The 18,735-nt window shown below is 62.6% G+C and carries 20 protein-coding genes; 17 read left to right on the top strand and 3 right to left on the bottom strand.

The window, feature by feature from the left end:
- Positions 1-275 precede the first annotated feature (275 nt).
- A complete protein-coding gene (locus tag ACF8K2_RS13760) occupies positions 276-803 on the top strand; it encodes an RNA polymerase factor sigma-70 (RefSeq protein WP_186555671.1) in 528 nt (175 codons plus the stop codon).
- 88 nt (positions 804-891) lie between these two features.
- On the opposite strand, the gene ACF8K2_RS13755 is transcribed toward ACF8K2_RS13760, so the two are convergent.
- A complete protein-coding gene (locus tag ACF8K2_RS13755; RefSeq protein WP_392465286.1) occupies positions 892-1,905 on the bottom strand; it encodes a GNAT family N-acetyltransferase in 1,014 nt (337 codons plus the stop codon).
- 63 nt (positions 1,906-1,968) lie between these two features.
- Entirely contained in the window at positions 1,969-2,769 is an 801-nt protein-coding gene (locus ACF8K2_RS13750) for a substrate-binding periplasmic protein (protein ID WP_392465284.1), read from the bottom strand.
- Between the two features lie 152 nt (positions 2,770-2,921).
- Here ACF8K2_RS13750 and ACF8K2_RS13745 point away from each other — a divergent pair, with 152 nt between their 5' ends.
- Together ACF8K2_RS13745 and ACF8K2_RS13740 are read left to right on the top strand one after the other, a co-directional pair.
- Positions 2,922-3,473, top strand: coding sequence for an exonuclease domain-containing protein (locus ACF8K2_RS13745; RefSeq protein ID WP_186555668.1), 552 nt, complete (start codon positions 2,922-2,924; stop codon positions 3,471-3,473).
- A 73-nt stretch (positions 3,474-3,546) separates the two neighbouring features.
- The gene (locus ACF8K2_RS13740; RefSeq protein WP_186555667.1) at positions 3,547-3,831 is read left to right on the top strand and encodes a pyrimidine/purine nucleoside phosphorylase; all 285 of its coding nucleotides are present in this window, start codon (positions 3,547-3,549) and stop codon (positions 3,829-3,831) included.
- Positions 3,832-3,949: 118 nt separating this feature from the next.
- On the opposite strand, the gene ACF8K2_RS13735 is transcribed toward ACF8K2_RS13740, so the two are convergent.
- Positions 3,950-4,639: an alpha/beta family hydrolase gene (locus tag ACF8K2_RS13735; protein ID WP_312154463.1), complete on the bottom strand. Its 690-nt coding sequence runs from the start codon at positions 4,637-4,639 to the stop codon at positions 3,950-3,952.
- A 49-nt stretch (positions 4,640-4,688) separates the two neighbouring features.
- On the opposite strand from ACF8K2_RS13735, the gene ccoN (ACF8K2_RS13730) reads away from it, so the two are divergent.
- From ccoN (ACF8K2_RS13730) to ACF8K2_RS13665, 14 genes are all read left to right on the top strand, one after another.
- Entirely contained in the window at positions 4,689-6,113 is a 1,425-nt protein-coding gene (ccoN, locus tag ACF8K2_RS13730; RefSeq protein ID WP_186555666.1) for a cytochrome-c oxidase, cbb3-type subunit I, read from the top strand.
- A 13-nt stretch (positions 6,114-6,126) separates the two neighbouring features.
- Entirely contained in the window at positions 6,127-6,735 is a 609-nt protein-coding gene (gene ccoO / locus ACF8K2_RS13725) for a cytochrome-c oxidase, cbb3-type subunit II (RefSeq protein ID WP_186555665.1), read from the top strand.
- Positions 6,736-6,744: 9 nt separating this feature from the next.
- The gene (locus ACF8K2_RS13720) at positions 6,745-6,936 is read left to right on the top strand and encodes a cbb3-type cytochrome c oxidase subunit 3 (protein ID WP_186555787.1); all 192 of its coding nucleotides are present in this window, start codon (positions 6,745-6,747) and stop codon (positions 6,934-6,936) included.
- Complete coding sequence (ccoP, locus tag ACF8K2_RS13715; RefSeq protein WP_186555664.1) at positions 6,933-7,874, top strand: cytochrome-c oxidase, cbb3-type subunit III; 942 nt, start codon at positions 6,933-6,935, stop codon at positions 7,872-7,874. The genes ACF8K2_RS13720 and ccoP (ACF8K2_RS13715) overlap by 4 nt, the downstream gene beginning before the upstream one ends.
- 461 nt (positions 7,875-8,335) lie before the next feature.
- Positions 8,336-9,778: a cytochrome-c oxidase, cbb3-type subunit I gene (gene ccoN, locus ACF8K2_RS13710; protein ID WP_186555663.1), complete on the top strand. Its 1,443-nt coding sequence runs from the start codon at positions 8,336-8,338 to the stop codon at positions 9,776-9,778.
- The gene (gene ccoO / locus ACF8K2_RS13705; protein ID WP_186555662.1) at positions 9,778-10,386 is read left to right on the top strand and encodes a cytochrome-c oxidase, cbb3-type subunit II; all 609 of its coding nucleotides are present in this window, start codon (positions 9,778-9,780) and stop codon (positions 10,384-10,386) included. Before ccoN (ACF8K2_RS13710) ends, ccoO (ACF8K2_RS13705) begins: the two co-directional genes overlap by 1 nt.
- 5 nt (positions 10,387-10,391) lie before the next feature.
- Positions 10,392-10,601 carry a cbb3-type cytochrome c oxidase subunit 3 gene (locus tag ACF8K2_RS13700; protein ID WP_264235134.1) on the top strand — a complete coding sequence of 70 codons (210 nt, stop codon included), beginning with the start codon at positions 10,392-10,394 and terminating at the stop codon, positions 10,599-10,601.
- Positions 10,598-11,578, top strand: coding sequence for a cytochrome-c oxidase, cbb3-type subunit III (gene ccoP / locus ACF8K2_RS13695; protein WP_186555661.1), 981 nt, complete (start codon positions 10,598-10,600; stop codon positions 11,576-11,578). The genes ACF8K2_RS13700 and ccoP (ACF8K2_RS13695) overlap by 4 nt, the downstream gene beginning before the upstream one ends.
- Positions 11,579-11,745: 167 nt before the next feature.
- On the top strand, positions 11,746-12,747 hold the full coding sequence (locus ACF8K2_RS13690; RefSeq protein WP_392465280.1) for a metallophosphoesterase family protein: 1,002 nt from the start codon (positions 11,746-11,748) through the stop codon (positions 12,745-12,747).
- Positions 12,748-12,964: 217 nt separating this feature from the next.
- Positions 12,965-14,380: a cytochrome c oxidase accessory protein CcoG gene (ccoG, locus tag ACF8K2_RS13685; protein ID WP_392465278.1), complete on the top strand. Its 1,416-nt coding sequence runs from the start codon at positions 12,965-12,967 to the stop codon at positions 14,378-14,380.
- Positions 14,381-14,391: 11 nt separating this feature from the next.
- A complete protein-coding gene (locus ACF8K2_RS13680) occupies positions 14,392-14,919 on the top strand; it encodes a FixH family protein (RefSeq protein ID WP_392465275.1) in 528 nt (175 codons plus the stop codon).
- Positions 14,920-15,067: 148 nt separating this feature from the next.
- Entirely contained in the window at positions 15,068-17,521 is a 2,454-nt protein-coding gene (locus tag ACF8K2_RS13675; RefSeq protein WP_392465274.1) for a heavy metal translocating P-type ATPase, read from the top strand.
- 36 nt (positions 17,522-17,557) lie between these two features.
- Positions 17,558-17,770, top strand: coding sequence for a cbb3-type cytochrome oxidase assembly protein CcoS (gene ccoS, locus ACF8K2_RS13670; RefSeq protein ID WP_186555656.1), 213 nt, complete (start codon positions 17,558-17,560; stop codon positions 17,768-17,770).
- Positions 17,763-18,446 carry a sulfite exporter TauE/SafE family protein gene (locus ACF8K2_RS13665; protein ID WP_392465271.1) on the top strand — a complete coding sequence of 228 codons (684 nt, stop codon included), beginning with the start codon at positions 17,763-17,765 and terminating at the stop codon, positions 18,444-18,446. The genes ccoS and ACF8K2_RS13665 overlap by 8 nt, the downstream gene beginning before the upstream one ends.
- The last annotated feature ends 289 nt before the right edge of the window (positions 18,447-18,735 follow it).

Raw genomic sequence — 18,735 nt, 5'->3', positions numbered from 1 at the left:
GCCACGCAAGGTTGGAGGGCAGGGTTCGGCAGCTGGATGTACACAGGGGAACGGATGGGCGAGGCAAATAATTAACTGCGCAGAGGGCGGAACAGCGCGTCGCGCGGCTAGCGCGAAGTGAACCGGTTCACGCGGGTAAGCTTAGAACCAATACGAATGGAGTCTCATTAACTTTCGTATTTGACAATCATTATCATTGGGAATAGCTTGTCGACCGTCGTTGGAAGCATGCAGTTACAGGTTGCTTCCTTTCCTCAGAGAACAAGGTGATTTCCATGGCGGAACAACTATCCACAAGTAAGTGCGATTCACCATTACTCCAAGCATTCGTCGACAACCGCAACATCCTGGTCAAAATTGCCGCGCGCATCACCGGCTGCCGTTCGCGTGCCGAAGATGTGGTACAGGATGCCTTCTTTCGGCTCAGCGCAGCGCCGCAGATCACCTCCTCGTTCAAGGCCCAGTTGAGCTATCTGTTCCAGATCGTGCGCAACCTGGCGATCGATCACTACCGCAAGCAGGCGATGGAGCTGAAGTACTCCGGCAGTGAGGAAGAAGGCCTCAACGTGGTGATCCAGAACGCCTCGCCGGAAGCCACCCATATCAACCTGGCGGCCCTCGAACACATTGCCGAGGCGCTCAACGAGCTGCCCCAGCGCACCCGCTACGCCTTCGAGATGTACCGCTTGCACGGCGTACCGCAGAAAGACATCGCCAAAGAGCTCGGCGTCTCGCCGACCCTGGTCAACTTCATGATCCGCGATGCCCTGATCCACTGCCGCAAGACCGCTACCCGTCACTGAGCTGCGGCAAGCACAAGCTGCAAGAAAAAGCCGCACACCGCACCGCTTCTCCTTGCAGCTTGCCGCTCCAAACTTGCAACTTGAGCCGCTAGACGAGCGTGCAGCGATCGAAGAAGCGCTCGCGCCCCAGGATCATCAGTGCCGCGCGCTTGTGCGGAAAATCGAACTCCTTCTCGCAGTGAAAGCACTGATCGTGCATGTAGCCGATCATCTTGGCGTTGTCGGCCCGCGGCTCGGCTACCACCCGCTGGGTGCGCGGGTCATCCAGGAACAGGTAATGCACCAGCGCCGACATCCAGCTGGCGACCTTGTGCGGCCCGCGATGGTTTTCTTCACCTACCAGCATGTGGATGCCGCGGTCATAGTCGTCGGCTGGGTAGAACGGCGCGATGCGGTCTTCCTTGGCCCAGTAGGCTTCGAAGTAGGCGAACGGCTGATCATCGAAGCAGCCGATCAGGGTGAGGGTATGGGGGTCGGCTTCAAGTTTGCTCAAGTACTCGCGGTGCTGCTCGAGGCTGCCCTGCTCCTGCCAGAAGTGCGCCACTCGCGGGTTGTTCTGCCAGCGGTTGTAACGCTCAAGATCGTGCTCGATCTCAAGCGTGCGCAGCGACACCCAGGCCCCCAGGCGTGCATCGAAACGTCGATACACTTCACCGCGTGGCTTGGGTGCTCGTAGCGGGTGGCGCTTGCCGTTGCTGATGTGCATTTGCTGGGGATAGACGCCGTCATGCGACTCGCCCAACCACGGCTGGGGCAACTGCCAGAACAACGTGCGTTCGCTGCGGTACACGCCGGCGTCTTCGGTCGCCAGCAACAGGCCGCTGGCTTGGGCTTGCGCCAGCGGATCGCTCAGGTGCCATTGCAGGCGCTGGCATGCAGGGTCGCGCGCAAACAACCAGTAGCAGGCAGCCCACAGCGCCTGCTGGCGGCGCTCGGCACAGATCGCTTGCACGTGCACCTCAAACACCTCGCCGGGCACCAGCCGGAGCTGGATCAGCGGGCGTCCTTCAAGGGTCAAACTCAGCCGACAGTCGCCCTCATCGGCGCTCAAACTGCGCCAACGTGGCAGGGACAGCGGCTGTGAAGCGGCATCGAACGGCATGGTCTTGGCTCACCGGAAATGAAAGAGAGGCTCACTCCTGAAACGTGGCCACTTCCGGCTAATTTAGTCGACGGGGGCTGCGACGGTGATTCGGTAGGGCTGAAAAATGCGCAATAGCTCGCCATTTTCACGCAGGCGCCGCATGAGTTGCGCGAAGGCCTGGGGGCTGATCGGCGCTTGCGGTCGCAGCAAGGCATAGTGATGGTAGACCTGGTCGACCCGCTCGGAAGCCATCAATTGGCTGCGGCTGTCGGGGTTGCGTGCCAGGAAATCGCTGAAGAACGAGCGCGTGACCAAGGCAATATCGGCCCGCCCGCGCTGGACCATCGACAGGTTGCTGTCATGCGAATAGGTCAGCGTCGCGCCGTAGGTCTGGCGCAGGTAATGCGGATCGGAGTTGAACTCGGCGAAGGCGTAGTGATAGCCGTTGTACAGGGCCAGGCGCTTGCCGCGCAGGTCCTGGAAATACTGCTGATCGCGGCTGCCTTGCTGGTGGGCGACGAAAATCTCGGCATCTTCAAGGCCCATGTCTACCGCCTGGTAGGCAATTTGCTGCCAACCCCACTTGGGGTTCTCGAAGATCGCCATGTCGGTGCGGCCTTGCTGGAAATCACCAAAGCGGCGCTGGATCGAGGTGGGCACCAGGACGAAGCGATAATCATCTTGCAACGCGTTGAGCGCCTCGGCCAGTTGTGCCAGCAAGCCACTTTCGCCGCCCTGCTCGGGGCGCACGGTATAAGGCGGGAAATGCGCCGCACCGATCCTCACCTCGACCACCGCCGCAGCCTGGCCTGCTGCGCCCAGGCACAACGCGGCCAAGCTCAGCAAGCAGGACACGGCCTTTAGGCTGGGGGCTGGAGTCAAGACGAGACACTCATCACGGTATGCGACCTTAATGCGCCTAAGCTAGGCGTTTTCACAGGCGTACACAACCGCCGGATATGCCAAAGTGCCAGGGGATGTCGGACGCCGCAGACTTTGGCTACTCTCTAGCGAGACTTGCGAGGGAGCCTGGCATGGGCCATTGGTTGGTGATCGACCTGGAGGCTACCACCGACGACGGTGGTTGGCCGGTCACGGAGATGGAAATCATTGAAATCGGCGCGAGCCTGGTAACCCGTGAAGGCCGCGAGGTTGACCACTTCCAGTGCTTCGTCAAACCGAAACGGCGACCGCAATTAACGCCCTTTTGCCGTGAGCTGACCCATATCAGCCAGGCTGATGTGGATGCTGCTGCGTGTTTCAAACAGGCCTGGGCGCAATTCGAAGGCTGGCTTGGCCAGCAGGCGCAAGATCTGCAAGCCTGGGTCAGCTGGGGTGACTATGACCGCAGGCAACTGCTACAGGAGTGGCATGACTACAAAGTGCGCAGCATTCTCCAGGAGCTGCCGCACATCAACCTCAAGCAGCGCTTTGCCAAGGCGCGGCACTTGCAGCGCCCGGCTGGCCTGAACAGTGCCCTGCAACTGGCTGGCCTGCAGTTCACTGGCCAGCAGCATCGGGCCCTGGAAGATGCGCGCAATACCGCGCGTTTGCTACCGCTGAGCTTGCCTGTCGAAGGCACCTGAAAGCAGATGACGACGGGGCAGGCCTTGGGCATACTGGCCAGCCCTTTTTCCATCGCTTTTTCAGGAGTCGCCCATGTTCAAGGTCAATGAATACTTTGATGGCACCGTCAAGTCGATCGCCTTCACCGGTAGCGAAGGCCCGGCCACCGTTGGCGTCATGGCCCCGGGCGAATACGAGTTCGGTACGGCCAAGCGCGAGATCATGCACGTGGTTTCCGGCGCGCTGAACGTCAAGCTGCCAGGCAGCGACAACTGGGAAAACTTCACCGCTGGCAGCCAGTTCAATGTGCCGGCCGACAGCAAGTTCCAGCTCAAGGTAGCGGTTGAGACCGCTTACCTGTGCGAGTACCGCGACTGATTGTCGTCATAGGGGCTGCTTTGCAGCCCATCGCAGGCAAACCTGCTCCTACAGGGATCGCGCAATCCTGTAGGCGCTGGCTTGCCTGCGATGGGCCGCAAGGCGGCCGCAAAATGCGCTAACCAAGAAACGCCGCAATTCGCTCAGCCGCCGTCTGCAAATGCCCCTCATGGGTCAAGCCCGAGGCCTTCAATGGCTTAAGGTCATGGTCCGCCGCCCCCAGCCAGCACACCTCGATCGCTGGCGACAGCTCATAGCCCTCGACCGCCTCGCGGTTACCCAAGGCATCGCGCTCGCCCTGAATGATCAAGGTCGGCGTGCGTAGCCCGGCCAAATGCTCGACCCGCGGCTTCTCGGGTTTGCCCACCGCATAGAACGGATAACCCAGGCACACCAGTGCATCGGCCTCAAGCTCATCGGCCAACAAACTGGCCATGCGCCCGCCCATCGACTTGCCGCCAATGGCCAGCTTGCCCGTGACCAAAGGTCGCACCTGCCGGTACACCTCGCGCCAGCATTGCAGTAACACCTTCTGCGGGTTGGGCGGGCGTTTGCCGCCCGTTAGCCGCCGCTCGGCCATGTAGGGGAATTCGAAGCGCACCACCGCTACCCCTTGTGCCGCCAGCCTTTGCGCCATGTCCTGCATAAACCCGCTGTCCATCGGCGCGCCCGCGCCATGGGCCAGGATCAGACCACCCACATAGCCCTGTTCGCCGCCCATTTGCGCAGGATCGCAGCGCAAGCCTGGGACATTTGCCACTTGCGCCCATTGATCCCCGTCAATACCGGCACTTTGCCCATTAATCATGCTTGCCTCGCTGTTTAGCCTGCCTATAACCGTGGATGGGAACCCATACATGAACACAACAACCAGTACCGCCTATAACTACAAGGTGGTCCGCCAATTCGCCATTATGACGGTGGTGTGGGGAATCGTCGGGATGGGGCTCGGCGTTTTCATCGCCGCTCAACTCGCCTGGCCCGCCCTCAACTTCGACCTACCGTGGACCAGCTTCGGCCGCCTGCGACCGCTGCATACCAATGCGGTGATCTTCGCCTTCGGCGGCTGCGCGCTGTTTGCCACCTCCTATTATTCGGTGCAGCGCACCTGCCAGACCACCCTGTTCGCACCAAAACTGGCGGCGTTCTCGTTCTGGGGCTGGCAGCTGGTGATTGTGCTGGCGGCCATCAGCCTGCCATTGGGCTATACCAGCTCCAAGGAATACGCTGAGCTGGAATGGCCGATCGACATCTTGATCACCATTGTCTGGGTGGCCTATGCGATCGTGTTCTTCGGTACGCTGATCAAGCGCAATACCAAGCACATCTACGTCGGTAACTGGTTCTTCGGTGCGTTCATCCTCACCGTGGCGCTGCTGCACATCGTCAACAACCTGGAAATCCCGGTCAGCCTGACCAAGTCCTACTCGGTGTATGCCGGGGCCACTGACGCCATGGTCCAGTGGTGGTACGGGCACAACGCGGTGGGCTTCTTCCTGACCGCAGGCTTCCTGGGGATGATGTACTACTACGTGCCCAAGCAGGCCGAACGCCCGGTGTACTCCTATCGCCTGTCGATCGTCCACTTCTGGGCGCTGATCACCCTGTACATCTGGGCAGGCCCGCACCACCTGCACTACACCGCCCTGCCCGACTGGGCGCAGTCGTTGGGCATGGTGATGTCGCTGATTCTCCTGGCCCCGAGCTGGGGCGGCATGATCAACGGCATGATGACCCTGTCGGGGGCCTGGCACAAACTGCGCAGCGACCCGATCCTGCGCTTTTTGGTGGTGTCCCTGGCGTTCTACGGCATGTCGACCTTCGAAGGGCCGATGATGGCGATCAAGACGGTCAACGCCCTGTCGCACTACACCGACTGGACCATCGGCCACGTCCACGCCGGCGCCCTGGGCTGGGTTGCGATGATCTCGATCGGCGCGCTGTACCACACCATTCCCAAGATCTACGGCAAAGAGCGCATGTACAGCCTGGGCCTGATCAACGCGCACTTCTGGCTGGCGACCATCGGCACCGTGCTGTACATCGCCTCGATGTGGGTCAACGGCATCGCCCAGGGCCTGATGTGGCGCGCGGTCAACAGCGACGGCACGCTCACCTACTCGTTCGTCGAGACCCTGGTGGCCAGCCACCCAGGCTTCATCGTGCGCTTCGTCGGTGGTGCGATCTTCCTCAGCGGCATGTTCCTGATGGCCTGGAACACCTGGCGCACGGTGCGCGCACCGGCCGCCGTCGCCGCCCCTGCGAACGCCCAGCTGGCCTGAGGAGACAAGCCTGATGAAACATGAAGTCATCGAGAAAAACGTCGGCCTGCTGGCACTGTTGATGGTGTTCGCCGTCAGCATCGGCGGCCTGACCCAGATCGTCCCGCTGTTCTTCCAGGACGTCACCAACAAGCCGGTCGAAGGCATGAAGCCCTACACCGCGTTGCAGCTCGAAGGCCGCGACATCTACATCCGCGAAGGCTGCGTGGGTTGCCACTCGCAGATGATCCGCCCATTCCGTGCCGAGACCGAGCGCTACGGCCATTACTCGGTGGCCGGTGAAAGCGTCTGGGATCACCCGTTCCTGTGGGGCTCCAAGCGCACCGGTCCGGACTTGGCCCGGGTGGGGGGACGCTACTCGGACGACTGGCACCGCGCGCACCTGTACAACCCGCGCAACGTGGTGCCGGAATCGAAGATGCCGTCCTACCCGTGGCTGGTCGCGCACCAGGTCGACAACAGCCATACCGACACCAAGATGCGTGCCCTGCGCACCCTCGGCGTGCCTTACAGCGACGCCGACATCGCTGGCGCCCGGGACGCGGTCAAGGGCCACACCGAGATGGACGCGTTGGTGGCGTACCTGCAGGTGCTCGGCACCGCGATCAAGAACAAGAGGTAAGCGATGGAACTGTCAATCGACATCGGCATGATCCGCGGCCTGGGCACCCTGGTGGTGATGATCGCCTTCATCGGCCTGAGCCTGTGGGTTTTCAACCGTCGCCGCGACCGTGATTTCGCCGAAGCGCGCCTGCTGCCCTTCGACGATGACCGCCTGCCCCCCGCCGGGCAGGAACCTGCCATGAGGAGCACCCAGCAATGACCACCTTCTGGAGTACGTACATCAGCGTACTGACCCTCGGCAGCCTGATCGGCCTGACCTGGCTGCTGCTCGGCACCCGCAAGGGCCAGAGCAAGGACACCACCGACCAGACCATGGGCCACGCCTTCGATGGCATCGAGGAGTACGACAACCCGTTGCCCAAATGGTGGTTCTGGCTGTTCGTCGGCACCCTGGCCTTTGGCGTCGGCTACCTGATCCTGTATCCGGGCCTGGGCAACTGGAAAGGCGTACTGCCCGGCTATCAGGACGGCTGGACGCAAGTGAAGGAATGGCAGAAGGAAATGGACAAGGCCGACGCCCGCTTCGGCCCGATCTTCGCCAAGTTCGCCGCCATGCCGGTGGAGGAAGTGGCCAAGGATCCGCAGGCGCTGAAGATGGGCAGCCGGCTGTTCGCCTCCAACTGCTCGGTGTGCCACGGCTCGGACGCCAAGGGCGCCTATGGCTTTCCCAACCTGACCGACAAGGATTGGCGCTGGGGCGGCGAGCCGGAAACCATCAAGGCCTCGATCATGGGCGGCCGCCATGGCGTCATGCCGGCGTGGTCCGAGGTGATCGGTGAGCAGGGCGTAGCCGATGTGGCGGCGTTCGTGCTGACCCGCATGGATGGTCGCAGCCTGCCGCAAGGGGTCAAGGCTGATCCGCTCAAGGGCCAGGAGATCTTTGCCGCCAACTGCGTGGCGTGTCATGGGCCTGAAGGCAAGGGCACGCCAGTGATGGGCGCGCCTGACCTGACTCACCCACAGGCGTTCATCTATGGGTCGAGCTTTGCCCAGCTGCAACAGACCATTCGCTATGGTCGCCAGGGGCAGATGCCGGCCCAGGAAGAGATTCAGGGGCATGACAAGGTGCATCTGCTGGCCGCTTATGTGTATAGCCTGTCGCAAGAGGAGCCTGCTGAGACTGTAACCGCCAAGTAATCGCCGCAAGCCTTATCGCGGGGCAAGCCCGCTCTCACGCACAACGTGGGAGCAGGCTTGCCCCGCGATGCGTTTCCCCCCTCCCCCTTGCACCCCCCTCGAACAGAACTAAGCTTGTTGCCCAAGTGACCGCGCATCGTGCGCCGGTCTGCGACGCGGCGCATGGCCTGACGCTGCGCAGAACTTTGGAACGCTTTACCTACGGCTTTGGGATGATGTCTTGCGTGCCCTGGCCCTCGAAAAAAAGCTTGACCGATCGATCAGAAAAAGGTGAAAAACGGTACACATTACAAATATTTATTTGTGTACAATCCTCCGAACCCGACAACCGCGGGACGGCGGTGAGAGGGCCTGGACACGGGTCGGCGCAAGGATCCTTGCGTTGCCATAACCCTAGGGGTTACCGATACTGGCGCCGATTTTCCAACCAACAAGAACTACCCAAACCGTGGAACCTTAGAATGAGCACAGCAATCAGTCCGACTGCTTATAACTATAAGGTCGTCCGCCAGTTCGCCATCATGACGGTGGTCTGGGGGATCCTTGGCATGGGCCTGGGCGTCTTCATCGCCTCGCAACTGGTATGGCCGCAGCTTAACCTGGACCTGCCATGGACGAGCTTCGGACGCCTGCGCCCACTGCACACCAACCTGGTGATCTTCGCCTTCGGAGGCTGTGCACTGTTTGCCACCTCCTACTATGTGGTGCAGCGCACCTGCCAGACCCGGCTGATCTCCGACAGCATGGCCGCTTTCACCTTCTGGGGTTGGCAGGCGGTGATCGTCGGTGCGCTGATCACCCTGCCGATGGGCTACACCACCACCAAGGAATATGCCGAGCTCGAGTGGCCGATCGCGATCCTGCTGGCCATCGTCTGGGTCACCTACGCGCTGGTGTTCTTCGGCACCATCGTCAAGCGCAAGACCAAGCACATTTATGTCGGTAACTGGTTCTATGGCGCGTTCATCGTGGTCACCGCGATGCTGCACATCGTCAACCACATCTCGCTGCCGGTCAGCCTGTTCAAGTCGTATTCGGCGTATGCCGGCGCAACCGACGCGATGATCCAGTGGTGGTACGGGCACAACGCCGTGGGCTTCTTCCTGACCACGGGCTTCCTGGGCATGATGTACTACTTCGTACCCAAGCAGGCCGAGCGGCCGATCTACTCCTATCGCCTGTCGATCGTCCACTTCTGGGCACTGATCACCCTGTACATCTGGGCCGGCCCGCACCACCTGCACTACACCGCCCTGCCTGACTGGGCGCAGTCGCTGGGCATGGTCATGTCGATCATCCTCCTGGCGCCCAGCTGGGGCGGCATGATCAACGGCATGATGACCCTGTCGGGAGCCTGGCACAAACTGCGCACCGACCCGATCCTGCGCTTTTTGGTGGTGTCCCTGGCGTTCTACGGCATGTCGACCTTCGAAGGGCCGATGATGGCGATCAAGACGGTCAACTCGCTGTCGCACTACACCGACTGGACCATCGGCCACGTCCACGCTGGCGCCCTCGGTTGGGTTGCGATGATCTCGATTGGCGCTGTGTATCACATGATTCCCAAGCTCTACGGCCGGGCGCAGATGCACAGCGTCGGGCTGATCAACGCGCACTTCTGGCTGGCGACCATCGGCACTGTGCTGTACATCGCCTCGATGTGGGTCAACGGCATCACCCAAGGCCTGATGTGGCGCGCGATCAACGATGACGGCACGCTCACCTACTCGTTCGTCGAGGCGCTGCAGGCCAGCCATCCAGGTTATATCGTTCGCGCCCTGGGCGGTGCGTTCTTCGCCTCGGGGATGTTGCTGATGGCCTACAACGTGTTGCGCACGGTACGTGCCGCTGATGCCACGCAAGCGGAAGAAGCCGCCAAGATCGTCGTCGTGGGAGCCCACTGATGAAGCATGAAGCAGTCGAGAAGAATATCGGCCTGTTGGCCTTCTTCATGGTCATTGCCGTGAGCATTGGCGGCCTGACCCAGATCGTCCCGCTGTTTTTCCAGGACGTCACCAACAAGCCGGTCGAAGGCATGAAGCCGCGCACTGCGCTGGAACTGGAAGGGCGCGATATCTATATCCGCGAAGGTTGCGTGGGTTGTCACTCGCAGATGATTCGCCCGTTCCGCGCCGAAACCGAGCGTTATGGCCACTATTCGGTGGCCGGTGAAAGCGTCTGGGATCACCCGTTCCTGTGGGGCTCCAAGCGTACCGGTCCGGACTTGGCCAGGGTGGGTGGGCGCTACTCCGATGACTGGCACCGCGCGCACCTGTACAACCCGCGCAACGTGGTGCCGGAGTCGAAGATGCCGTCCTACCCGTGGCTGGTCGAGCACAAGCTCGACGGCAAGGACACCGCGAAGAAGCTCGAAGTACTGCGCACCCTGGGCGTGCCGTACACCGACGCCGACATTGCCGGCGCCGCCGACGCGGTCAAGGGCAAGACCGAGATGGACGCCCTGGTGGCGTACCTGCAAGGCCTTGGCACCATCATCAAGAGCAAACGGTGACGCTGATGGATATCGGAATGATCCGCGGCCTGGGCACCGTTGTGGTGATGGTGGCCTTTGTCGGCCTGGCCCTGTGGGTGTTCAACCCACGGCGCAAGAAGGAGTTCGACGAAGCCACCCAACTGCCCTTCGCGGACGATCCCGAGGCCAGCCGGCACGTCGAGCAAGCGCACGCTAAAGCGCAAGAGAAAGCTTCTGGGAGCAAACAAGAATGACAACCTTCTGGAGTCTGTACGTCACAGTCCTGACGTTGGGCACTATCTTCGCCCTGACCTGGCTGTTGCTGTCGACCCGCAAGGGCCAGCGCGAAGAGGTCACCGACGAGACCGTCGGGCATGCCTTCGACGGGATCGAGGAATACGACAACCCGCTGCCCAAGTGGTGGTTCTGGCTGTTCGTCGGCACCATCATCTTCGCCCTCGGCTACCTGGTGCTGTACCCAGGCCTGGGCAACTGGAAAGGCGTGCTGCCAGGCTACAGCTACCTGGATACCGACAAGCAGACCGAGTTCGCCAACGGCGAGCCAGGCTGGACCGGCGTGCATGAGTGGGAAAAAGAAATGGCCAAGGCCGATGCCCGCTTCGGGCCGATCTTCGCCAAGTTCGCCGCCATGCCGATCGAAGAGGTAGCCAAGGATCCGCAGGCGCTGAAAATGGGCGGGCGGCTGTTCGCCTCCAACTGCTCGGTGTGCCACGGCTCCGACGCCAAGGGCTCGTATGGCTTCCCCAACCTGACCGACAAGGATTGGCGCTGGGGTGGCGAGCCGGAAACCATCAAGACCACCATCATGAATGGTCGTCACGGGGTGATGCCGGCCTGGGCCGAGGTCATTGGCGAGCAAGGCGTGGCCGATGTCGCCGCCTACGTACTGACCAATCTGGACGGGCGCAAGCTGCCGGAAGGGATCAAGGCCGATGCTGCCAATGGCCAGAAGATCTTCGCCGCCAACTGCGTCGCCTGCCACGGGCCTGAAGCCAAGGGTACGCCGGCCATGGGGGCGCCTGACCTGACCCATCCGCAGGCATTCATCTACGGCTCAAGCTTCGCCCAGCTGCAGCAGACCATCCGCTATGGCCGCCAAGGCCAGATGCCGGCCCAGGCTGAGCTGCAGGGCAATGACAAGGTGCACCTGCTGGCGGCCTACGTCTACAGCCTGTCGCACCAGGAGCAAACCACCGAGCAAGCCGAGTGATCTTGCGCAACGGCCCTGCCGCTTCCAACCGGAAGGGCCGTTGCGGATTCGACCGAGCCCGGCAATCGCACACCTACAGGAACAGCTTCCGGCTTCTGCCCCGTCACTCCCCTCTCAACACTCCCTCCAGCCAGGCTTATCGCCTGACTTACCAAGAGGGAGCTTGTATGACTACATCTGACCTGGATCGCCGCTTCGAAACCGTTCTGCCGCCCAAGCGACCCGGCCGCCATGGCAACCGCGCTACACCGCGTGCATTCGTTTTCGCCTCCGACCCTCAATACCCCTGGACCCCAGCTTCGGATTTGAACCTGGAGCAAAGCGCTGCGGATCGGGACCGGGAATCGGCGCAGTTGATCAACCAGCAGTACGCCAATATTGCCGACTACCGCACCCATAGGGGGGGCACGGCAATACCGGTGATGATCAACGGCGACATGACGGCCTATGGGCACGGCTGGCAGCGCCAGGTGCTGTATCCAATCCTTGAGCGGCACTTGCAGGACAATTACTACTTCGGCCTGGGCAACCACGATTACGAGAACAACACGAGCTTCAACAACGGTGCCGCCCGCGACAGCATCCTGGACCTGATCGATCACCACCGTGAGCGGGTCGACACCATGGACATCAGCGCCATTACAGATCGTCGGCAGACCCATTACAGCGGCAGCCTGGCCTACAGCATGAATTTCGGTAGGGTTCGCCTGATCCAGCTCAATAACGAACCCACCTATGAGCTGGGCTTCCAAAGCGGTTGGGCCTGGCCGTTGGAGCATCGTCACCAGTTCGACATCAATGGCTCAGTACAGTGGCTCGAAGGGCAATTGCAGCAAGCCTATGACAGCGGGCAGATCGTCTTGCTCAACTTGCACAAGCCTTATGACTGGGCCAACCGGGAACAACGCAATCGGTTCCGCGAGATGATTTCGCACTACCGCGTCGATGCCGTCTTCGCCGGTCACCTGCATCGCGAAGCGGGCCGCTTCTACCGCGATCTGAACGCCTTTGGCGCCATTCCCGTTTACTTGAGCGGCTCGGCCTCGCAGAGCACCTACCTGATCGCAGAACTGAATGACACCGCCGACAGCCTGAGCGTACGCCTGGTGCAGGGCAACGACTGGCGCTCAGCCGAGGAGATCGACCAGTTGCAACTGTATAAGCCATGAAGGCAGCAACTAAACGCAATGTTCATGTGGACTGTCAATTGATCCACATCAAATGAACAGCGCATACACCAACCCAACGCTTTACCCAATGCGACCAAAGGTCGCAGGGTGAACCTAGGCGCCACGACGGGCGTATCATGCTCGCAGGCGCCTACTACACCTGACCGCGGCCGGCATGCACTGGCCGCGGCATTTACCACTGCCGTGGGACTTGATGATGAGCAAGCAAATTCCGGTACATGATGTCACCCCGCCTGCTAAACAAGGAAAGGACTCTGTCGACCTCTACGCTGCCCGTGAAAAAATCTACACCCGTGCCTTCACCGGAGTGTTCCGCCGCCTGCGCATGGTCGGCGGTGCTGTCCTGTTCCTCCTCTACTTCGGCACCGTGTGGCTGAACTGGGGCGGTCACCAGGCAGTCTGGTGGAACCTGCCTGAGCGCAAGTTCTACATCTTTGGTGCGACCATCTGGCCGCAAGACTTCATCCTGCTCTCCGGGATCCTCATCGTCGCCGCTTTCGGCCTGTTCTTCATCACCGTGTTCGCCGGCCGCGTCTGGTGCGGTTACACCTGCCCGCAGAGTGTCTGGACCTGGATCTTCATGTGGTGCGAAAAGGTCACCGAAGGCGACCGCAACCAACGCATGAAACTCGACCGCGCACCGATGAGCGCCAACAAGCTGCTGCGCAAGACGGCCAAGCACAGCATGTGGCTGCTGATCGGTTTCGTCACCGGGGTGACGTTCGTCGGCTACTTCTCGCCCATTCGCGAGCTGGTGATTGAGTTTTTCACCGGCCAAGCCGACGGCTGGGCCTACTTCTGGGTCGGTTTCTTCACCCTGGCCACCTATGGCAATGCCGGCTGGCTGCGCGAGCAAGTGTGCGTGTACATGTGCCCGTATGCGCGCTTCCAGAGCGTGATGTTCGACAAGGACACGCTGATCGTCTCCTACGACCCGCGGCGCGGCGAAACCCGTGGCCCACGCAAGAAAGACCTCGACTACAAGGCCAAGGGCCTGGGCGACTGCATCGACTGCACCATGTGCGTGCAGGTCTGCCCGACCGGCATCGACATCCGCGACGGCCTGCAGATCGAGTGCATCGGCTGCGCGGCGTGCATCGACGCCTGTGACAGCATCATGGACAAGATGAACTACCCCAGGGGCCTGATCAGCTATACCACCGAACACAACCTGTCGGGGCAGAAGACCCACCTGGCCCGCCCGCGCCTGATTGGCTATGCGCTGGTGTTGCTGGTGATGATCGGCGCCCTGGCCACAGCCTTCGCCACCCGCTCGCTGGTCGGTTTCGATGTCAGCAAGGACCGCGTGCTGTACCGCGAGAACGCCCAGGGGCGGATCGAAAACGTCTACAGCCTCAAGGTGATGAACAAGGATCAGCGCGACCACGTCTACGTGCTCTACGCCACTGGCCTGCCGGACCTGAAGCTTGAAGGCCACCGCGAGATTCGCGTTGCCGCCGGTGATATCGTCAGCCTGCCGGTGCAGCTGTCGGTTGCCCCCGAGCAGTTGCCCTCGACCACCAACGAAGTCATGTTCATCCTCAGGGACGCCGACGACAACGGCACCCAGGTTGAAGCCAAGAGCCGTTTCATCGGCCCGCAAATACGCTAAGGAATCGCTGCATGCCTGCCACCGCCACCAGCCCCTGGTACAAGCACCTCTGGCCCTGGATCATCATCGCCATCCTGACCACCTCGGTGTGCCTGAGCCTGACCATGGTCAGCATTGCCGTGCGCAACCCGGACAACCTGGTCAACGACAACTACTACGAAGCCGGCAAAGGCATCAACCGCTCGCTGGACCGCGAGCTGCTGGCGCAGACCCTCAACCTCAAGGCGCGGGTGTACCTGGACGAGCTGACCGGCGAAGTCGAGCTGCGCCTGACCGGCAACAGCGATCCGCAGACGCTGGAATTGAACCTGATCTCGCCGACCCAGCCGGGCAAAGACCGCAAGGTAACGCTGGCACGCAGCGAGCCGGGGCGCTATGTCGGCCAACTGGATGACAAGGTCGAGGGGCGGCGTTTCGTCGAGCTGCTGGGCAGCCAGGATGGTCATGTCTGGCGCTTGTTCGAGGAGGAAAAGGTCGAGCATGGGCTGACCCTGGAGCTGGGTGACGAGGCCCTGCAAGGGGCTGAGCGTCACCAGTGAGTAATGCCATGAGCTCGGCTTGCGTACATCACCGCGTGGGCACGGGACACGTGGGAGCTGGACACGTGGGAGCCCGCTCCCACGCGCCTCGCTCCCACTCGAGCTGCATGCGCGTCCTCCAAAGCAAATTGTGCAAGGCAGTAGACCTGTGACCCAGCCCACCCCCTGCTACCACTGCGCCCTGCCCGTCCCTGCCGGCAGTCGCTTTAGCGCCGTGGTCCTTGGTGAACCCCGCGCATTCTGCTGCCCCGGTTGCCAGGCGGTGGCCGAATCCATCGTTGCCGGCGGCCTTGAGCACTATTACCAACACCGCAGCCAGACCAGCGCCAACCCCCAAGCCCTGCCGCAACAGTTGCAGGATGAACTGGCGCTGTACGACCGCAGCGATGTACAACAGACCTTCGTGCACCATGCCGATGACCTCGCCGAAGCGACGCTGATGGTCGAAGGCATCAGCTGCGCCGCCTGTGGCTGGCTGATCGAAAAGCACCTGCGCAACCTGGACGGGGTCGCCGATGCGCGACTCAACCTGTCCAACCATCGCTTGTTGATCAACTGGGACGACCGCCAACTGGCCCTGTCCAAGCTGATGGCCGAGCTGCGCCACATTGGCTATGCCGCCCACCCGTACCGGCCCGACCAAGCCGCCGAGCAACTGGCCCGGGAAAACCGCAGCGCCCTGCGCCGCCTGGGCGTGGCTGGCCTGCTGTGGTTCCAGGCGATGATGGCGACCATGGCTACCTGGCCCGAATTCAACATCGACCTGAGTGCTGAACTGCACACCATCCTGCGCTGGGTCGCGCTGTTTCTCACCACGCCGATCGTCTTCTACAGCTGCGCACCGTTCTTCAAGGGCGCTGCTCGCGACCTGCGCACCCGCCACCTGACCATGGACGTTTCTGTCTCGCTGGCCATCGCCCTGGCGTACTGCGCCGGGATCTGGACGGCAATCACCGGCAGTGGCGAGCTGTACTTCGACACCGTCGGCATGTTCGCGCTGTTTCTGCTTACTGGCCGCTACCTGGAGCGCCGCGCCCGCGAACGCACCGCCGCCGCCACCGCGCAACTGGTCAACCTGCTGCCCAGCTCCTGCCTGCGGCTGGACCGCGACGGGCGCAGCGAGCGCATCCTGCTGGCCGAGCTGCAACGGGGCGACCAGGTACAAGTGCTGCCCGGCGCGGTGATTCCCGCCGATGGGCGGATCATCGAAGGCCGCTCGAGCATCGACGAGTCGCTGCTGACCGGCGAATACCTGCCGTTGGCGCGGCGCGCTGGCGACCGGGTGACGGGGGGTACGCTCAATGTCGAAAGCACCCTCACCGTCGAGGTCGAGGCGCTTGGCCAGGAAACACGCCTGTCGGCGATTGTCCGGCTGCTGGAGCGCGCCCAGTCGGAGAAACCGCGCCTGGCGCAGATCGCCGACCGCGCCTCGCAGTGGTTCTTGCTGTTCACCTTGGTCGCCGCAGCCGCTATCGGCCTGCTCTGGTGGCAACTGGACGCGTCGCGGGCATTCTGGATCGTCCTGGCCATGTTGGTCGCGACCTGCCCCTGCGCGCTGTCGCTGGCTACCCCGACTGCACTGACCGCCGCTACCGGCACCTTGCACAAGCTCGGTTTGCTGGTCACCCGCGGCCATGTGCTGGAAGGGCTGAACCAGATCGACACGGTGATCTTCGACAAGACCGGCACCCTCACCGAAGGCCGCCTGGCGCTGCGCAGCATTCGCCCGCTGGGCGCGCTCGCTGCCGACCGCTGCCTGGCGCTTGCCGCTGGGTTGGAAAACCGCTCCGAACACCCCATCGCCCGCGCCTTCGGCCACGCTGCGCAGCCTGCCGAGCAGGTACAAAACGTGCCAGGCTTGGGCCTTGAGGGCGCTGTGGAAGGCCAGCGCCTGCGCATTGGCCAGGCCAGCTTCGTCTGCGCCCTGAGCGGCGCTGAAATACCTGTCGTACCCGAGCCGCGTGGCCAGTGGCTGCTGCTCGGCGACCGCCAAGGCCCACTGGCCTGGTTCGGCCTGGACGATCGCCTGCGCGAGGATGCCAAGGATCTGCTCGACGCCTGCAAGGCGCGCGGCTGGCAGACACTGCTGCTGTCAGGCGACAGCTCGCCGATGGTCGCCGAAGTGGCCGCACAACTGGGCATCGACCAGGCCATTGGCGGCCTGCGCCCGGACGACAAACTGGCACGCCTGCGCGCGCTGCAGGCCGAAGGGCGTAAGGTGCTGATGCTCGGCGACGGGGTCAATGACGTGCCGGTGCTGGCCGCAGCCGACATCAGCATCGCCATGGGCTCGGCCACTGACCTGGCCAAGACCTGCGCCGATGCGGTGCTGCTGTCCAATCGCCTGCAAGCGTTGGCGCAGGCCTTCGACCTGGCCCGCCGGACCCGGCGTAATATCCTCGAGAACCTGCTGTGGGCGACGCTGTATAATGGCCTGATGCTGCCGTTTGCCGCCCTGGGCTGGATCACCCCGGTCTGGGCTGCCATCGGCATGTCGCTCAGCTCGTTGATCGTGGTGCTCAATGCCCTGCGCCTGACCCGGCTCAAAGACGACGCCTTATCGCCGGGCAAGCCCGCTGCCACGCTGCAATCGCTGGCCTGAACCGCCCCGCGATGACAGTTACTGAAGGATGACCGTATGCCTGCCCTCTACATCATGATCCCCGCAGCCCTGCTGATCGTTGGTGTGGCCGTGTACATCTTCTTCTGGGCGGTGGACAGCGGCCAGTACGACGACCTCGACAGCCCCGCGCACAGCATCCTGTTCGACGACCAGGACCCACAGCACCAGGCTGCGGTCAAAGCCGATGGCGACACGCCCAAAGACGAGGACCAAACCCCTCGTGGCTGACTTGCTGCCTCTGCTTGGCTCAGCCCTGGTACTCGGCCTGCTCGGTGGCGGCCACTGCCTAGGCATGTGCGGCGGCCTGATGGGCGCCTTGACCCTGGCCATCCCTCCAGAACAACGCAGCCTGCGCCTGCGCCTGCTGCTGGCCTACAACCTCGGGCGGATCCTTAGCTACACCTGCGCAGGCCTGCTGCTCGGCCTGGCCGGTTGGGCGGTGGCCAGCAGCCCGGCGGCCCAGGGGCTGCGGGTGGCGGCGGCGTTGCTGTTAATCGCCATGGGCCTGTACCTGGCCGGTTGGTGGAGCGGGCTGACCCGCATCGAAGCACTCGGGCGCGGGCTATGGCGGCATATTCAGCCGCTGGCCACGCGGTTGTTGCCGGTATCGAGCTTGCCCCGAGCGCTGCTGCTCGGCGCACTGTGGGGCTGGCTGCCCTGTGGACTGGTGTACAGCACCCTGCTGTGGGCGGCGAGTCAGGGCAATGCCGGCTACAGCGCGGCGCTGATGCTGGCGTTTGGCCTGGGCACCTGGCCGGTGTTGCTGGCCACAGGGCTCGCCGCAGAGCGGGTCAACGCCCTGCTACGCCGACGCAGCGTACGCATGGCCGGTGGCTTGCTGGTGATCATGTTTGGTTTGTGGACACTGCCAGGGCCGCATCAGCACTGGCTGATGGGCCATTGATCCACGCTCAACCCAAGAGCCTGTTTCCTTCCATTTCAAGCAACTGCACTTAGAGAAATTTCCCACGCCAGCATCAGACCGGTCTGCTTTTGATCGGGAAGCCCTTCCTTGCACCATCGCTCCCCAACGGATGCCCTGCCCCGCCAGGAGCCATCCCGGCCCATGGATCGGCGATGCAGGAAGCCAAGATGCTCTCTCAGCAGGATGTGCGCTTTACCTCCAGTAGCGTTGACGACAGTGCCTTCGCTGTCGTCCGGGTCACACCCGCCCGCTCGGCCACGGAGCACAG

It is taken from the genome of Pseudomonas sp. xss_2 (genome assembly GCF_043104195.1).
Taxonomy (GTDB): domain Bacteria; phylum Pseudomonadota; class Gammaproteobacteria; order Pseudomonadales; family Pseudomonadaceae; genus Aquipseudomonas; species Aquipseudomonas urmiensis.
This window is presented reverse-complemented; position numbering and strand designations above follow the sequence as displayed.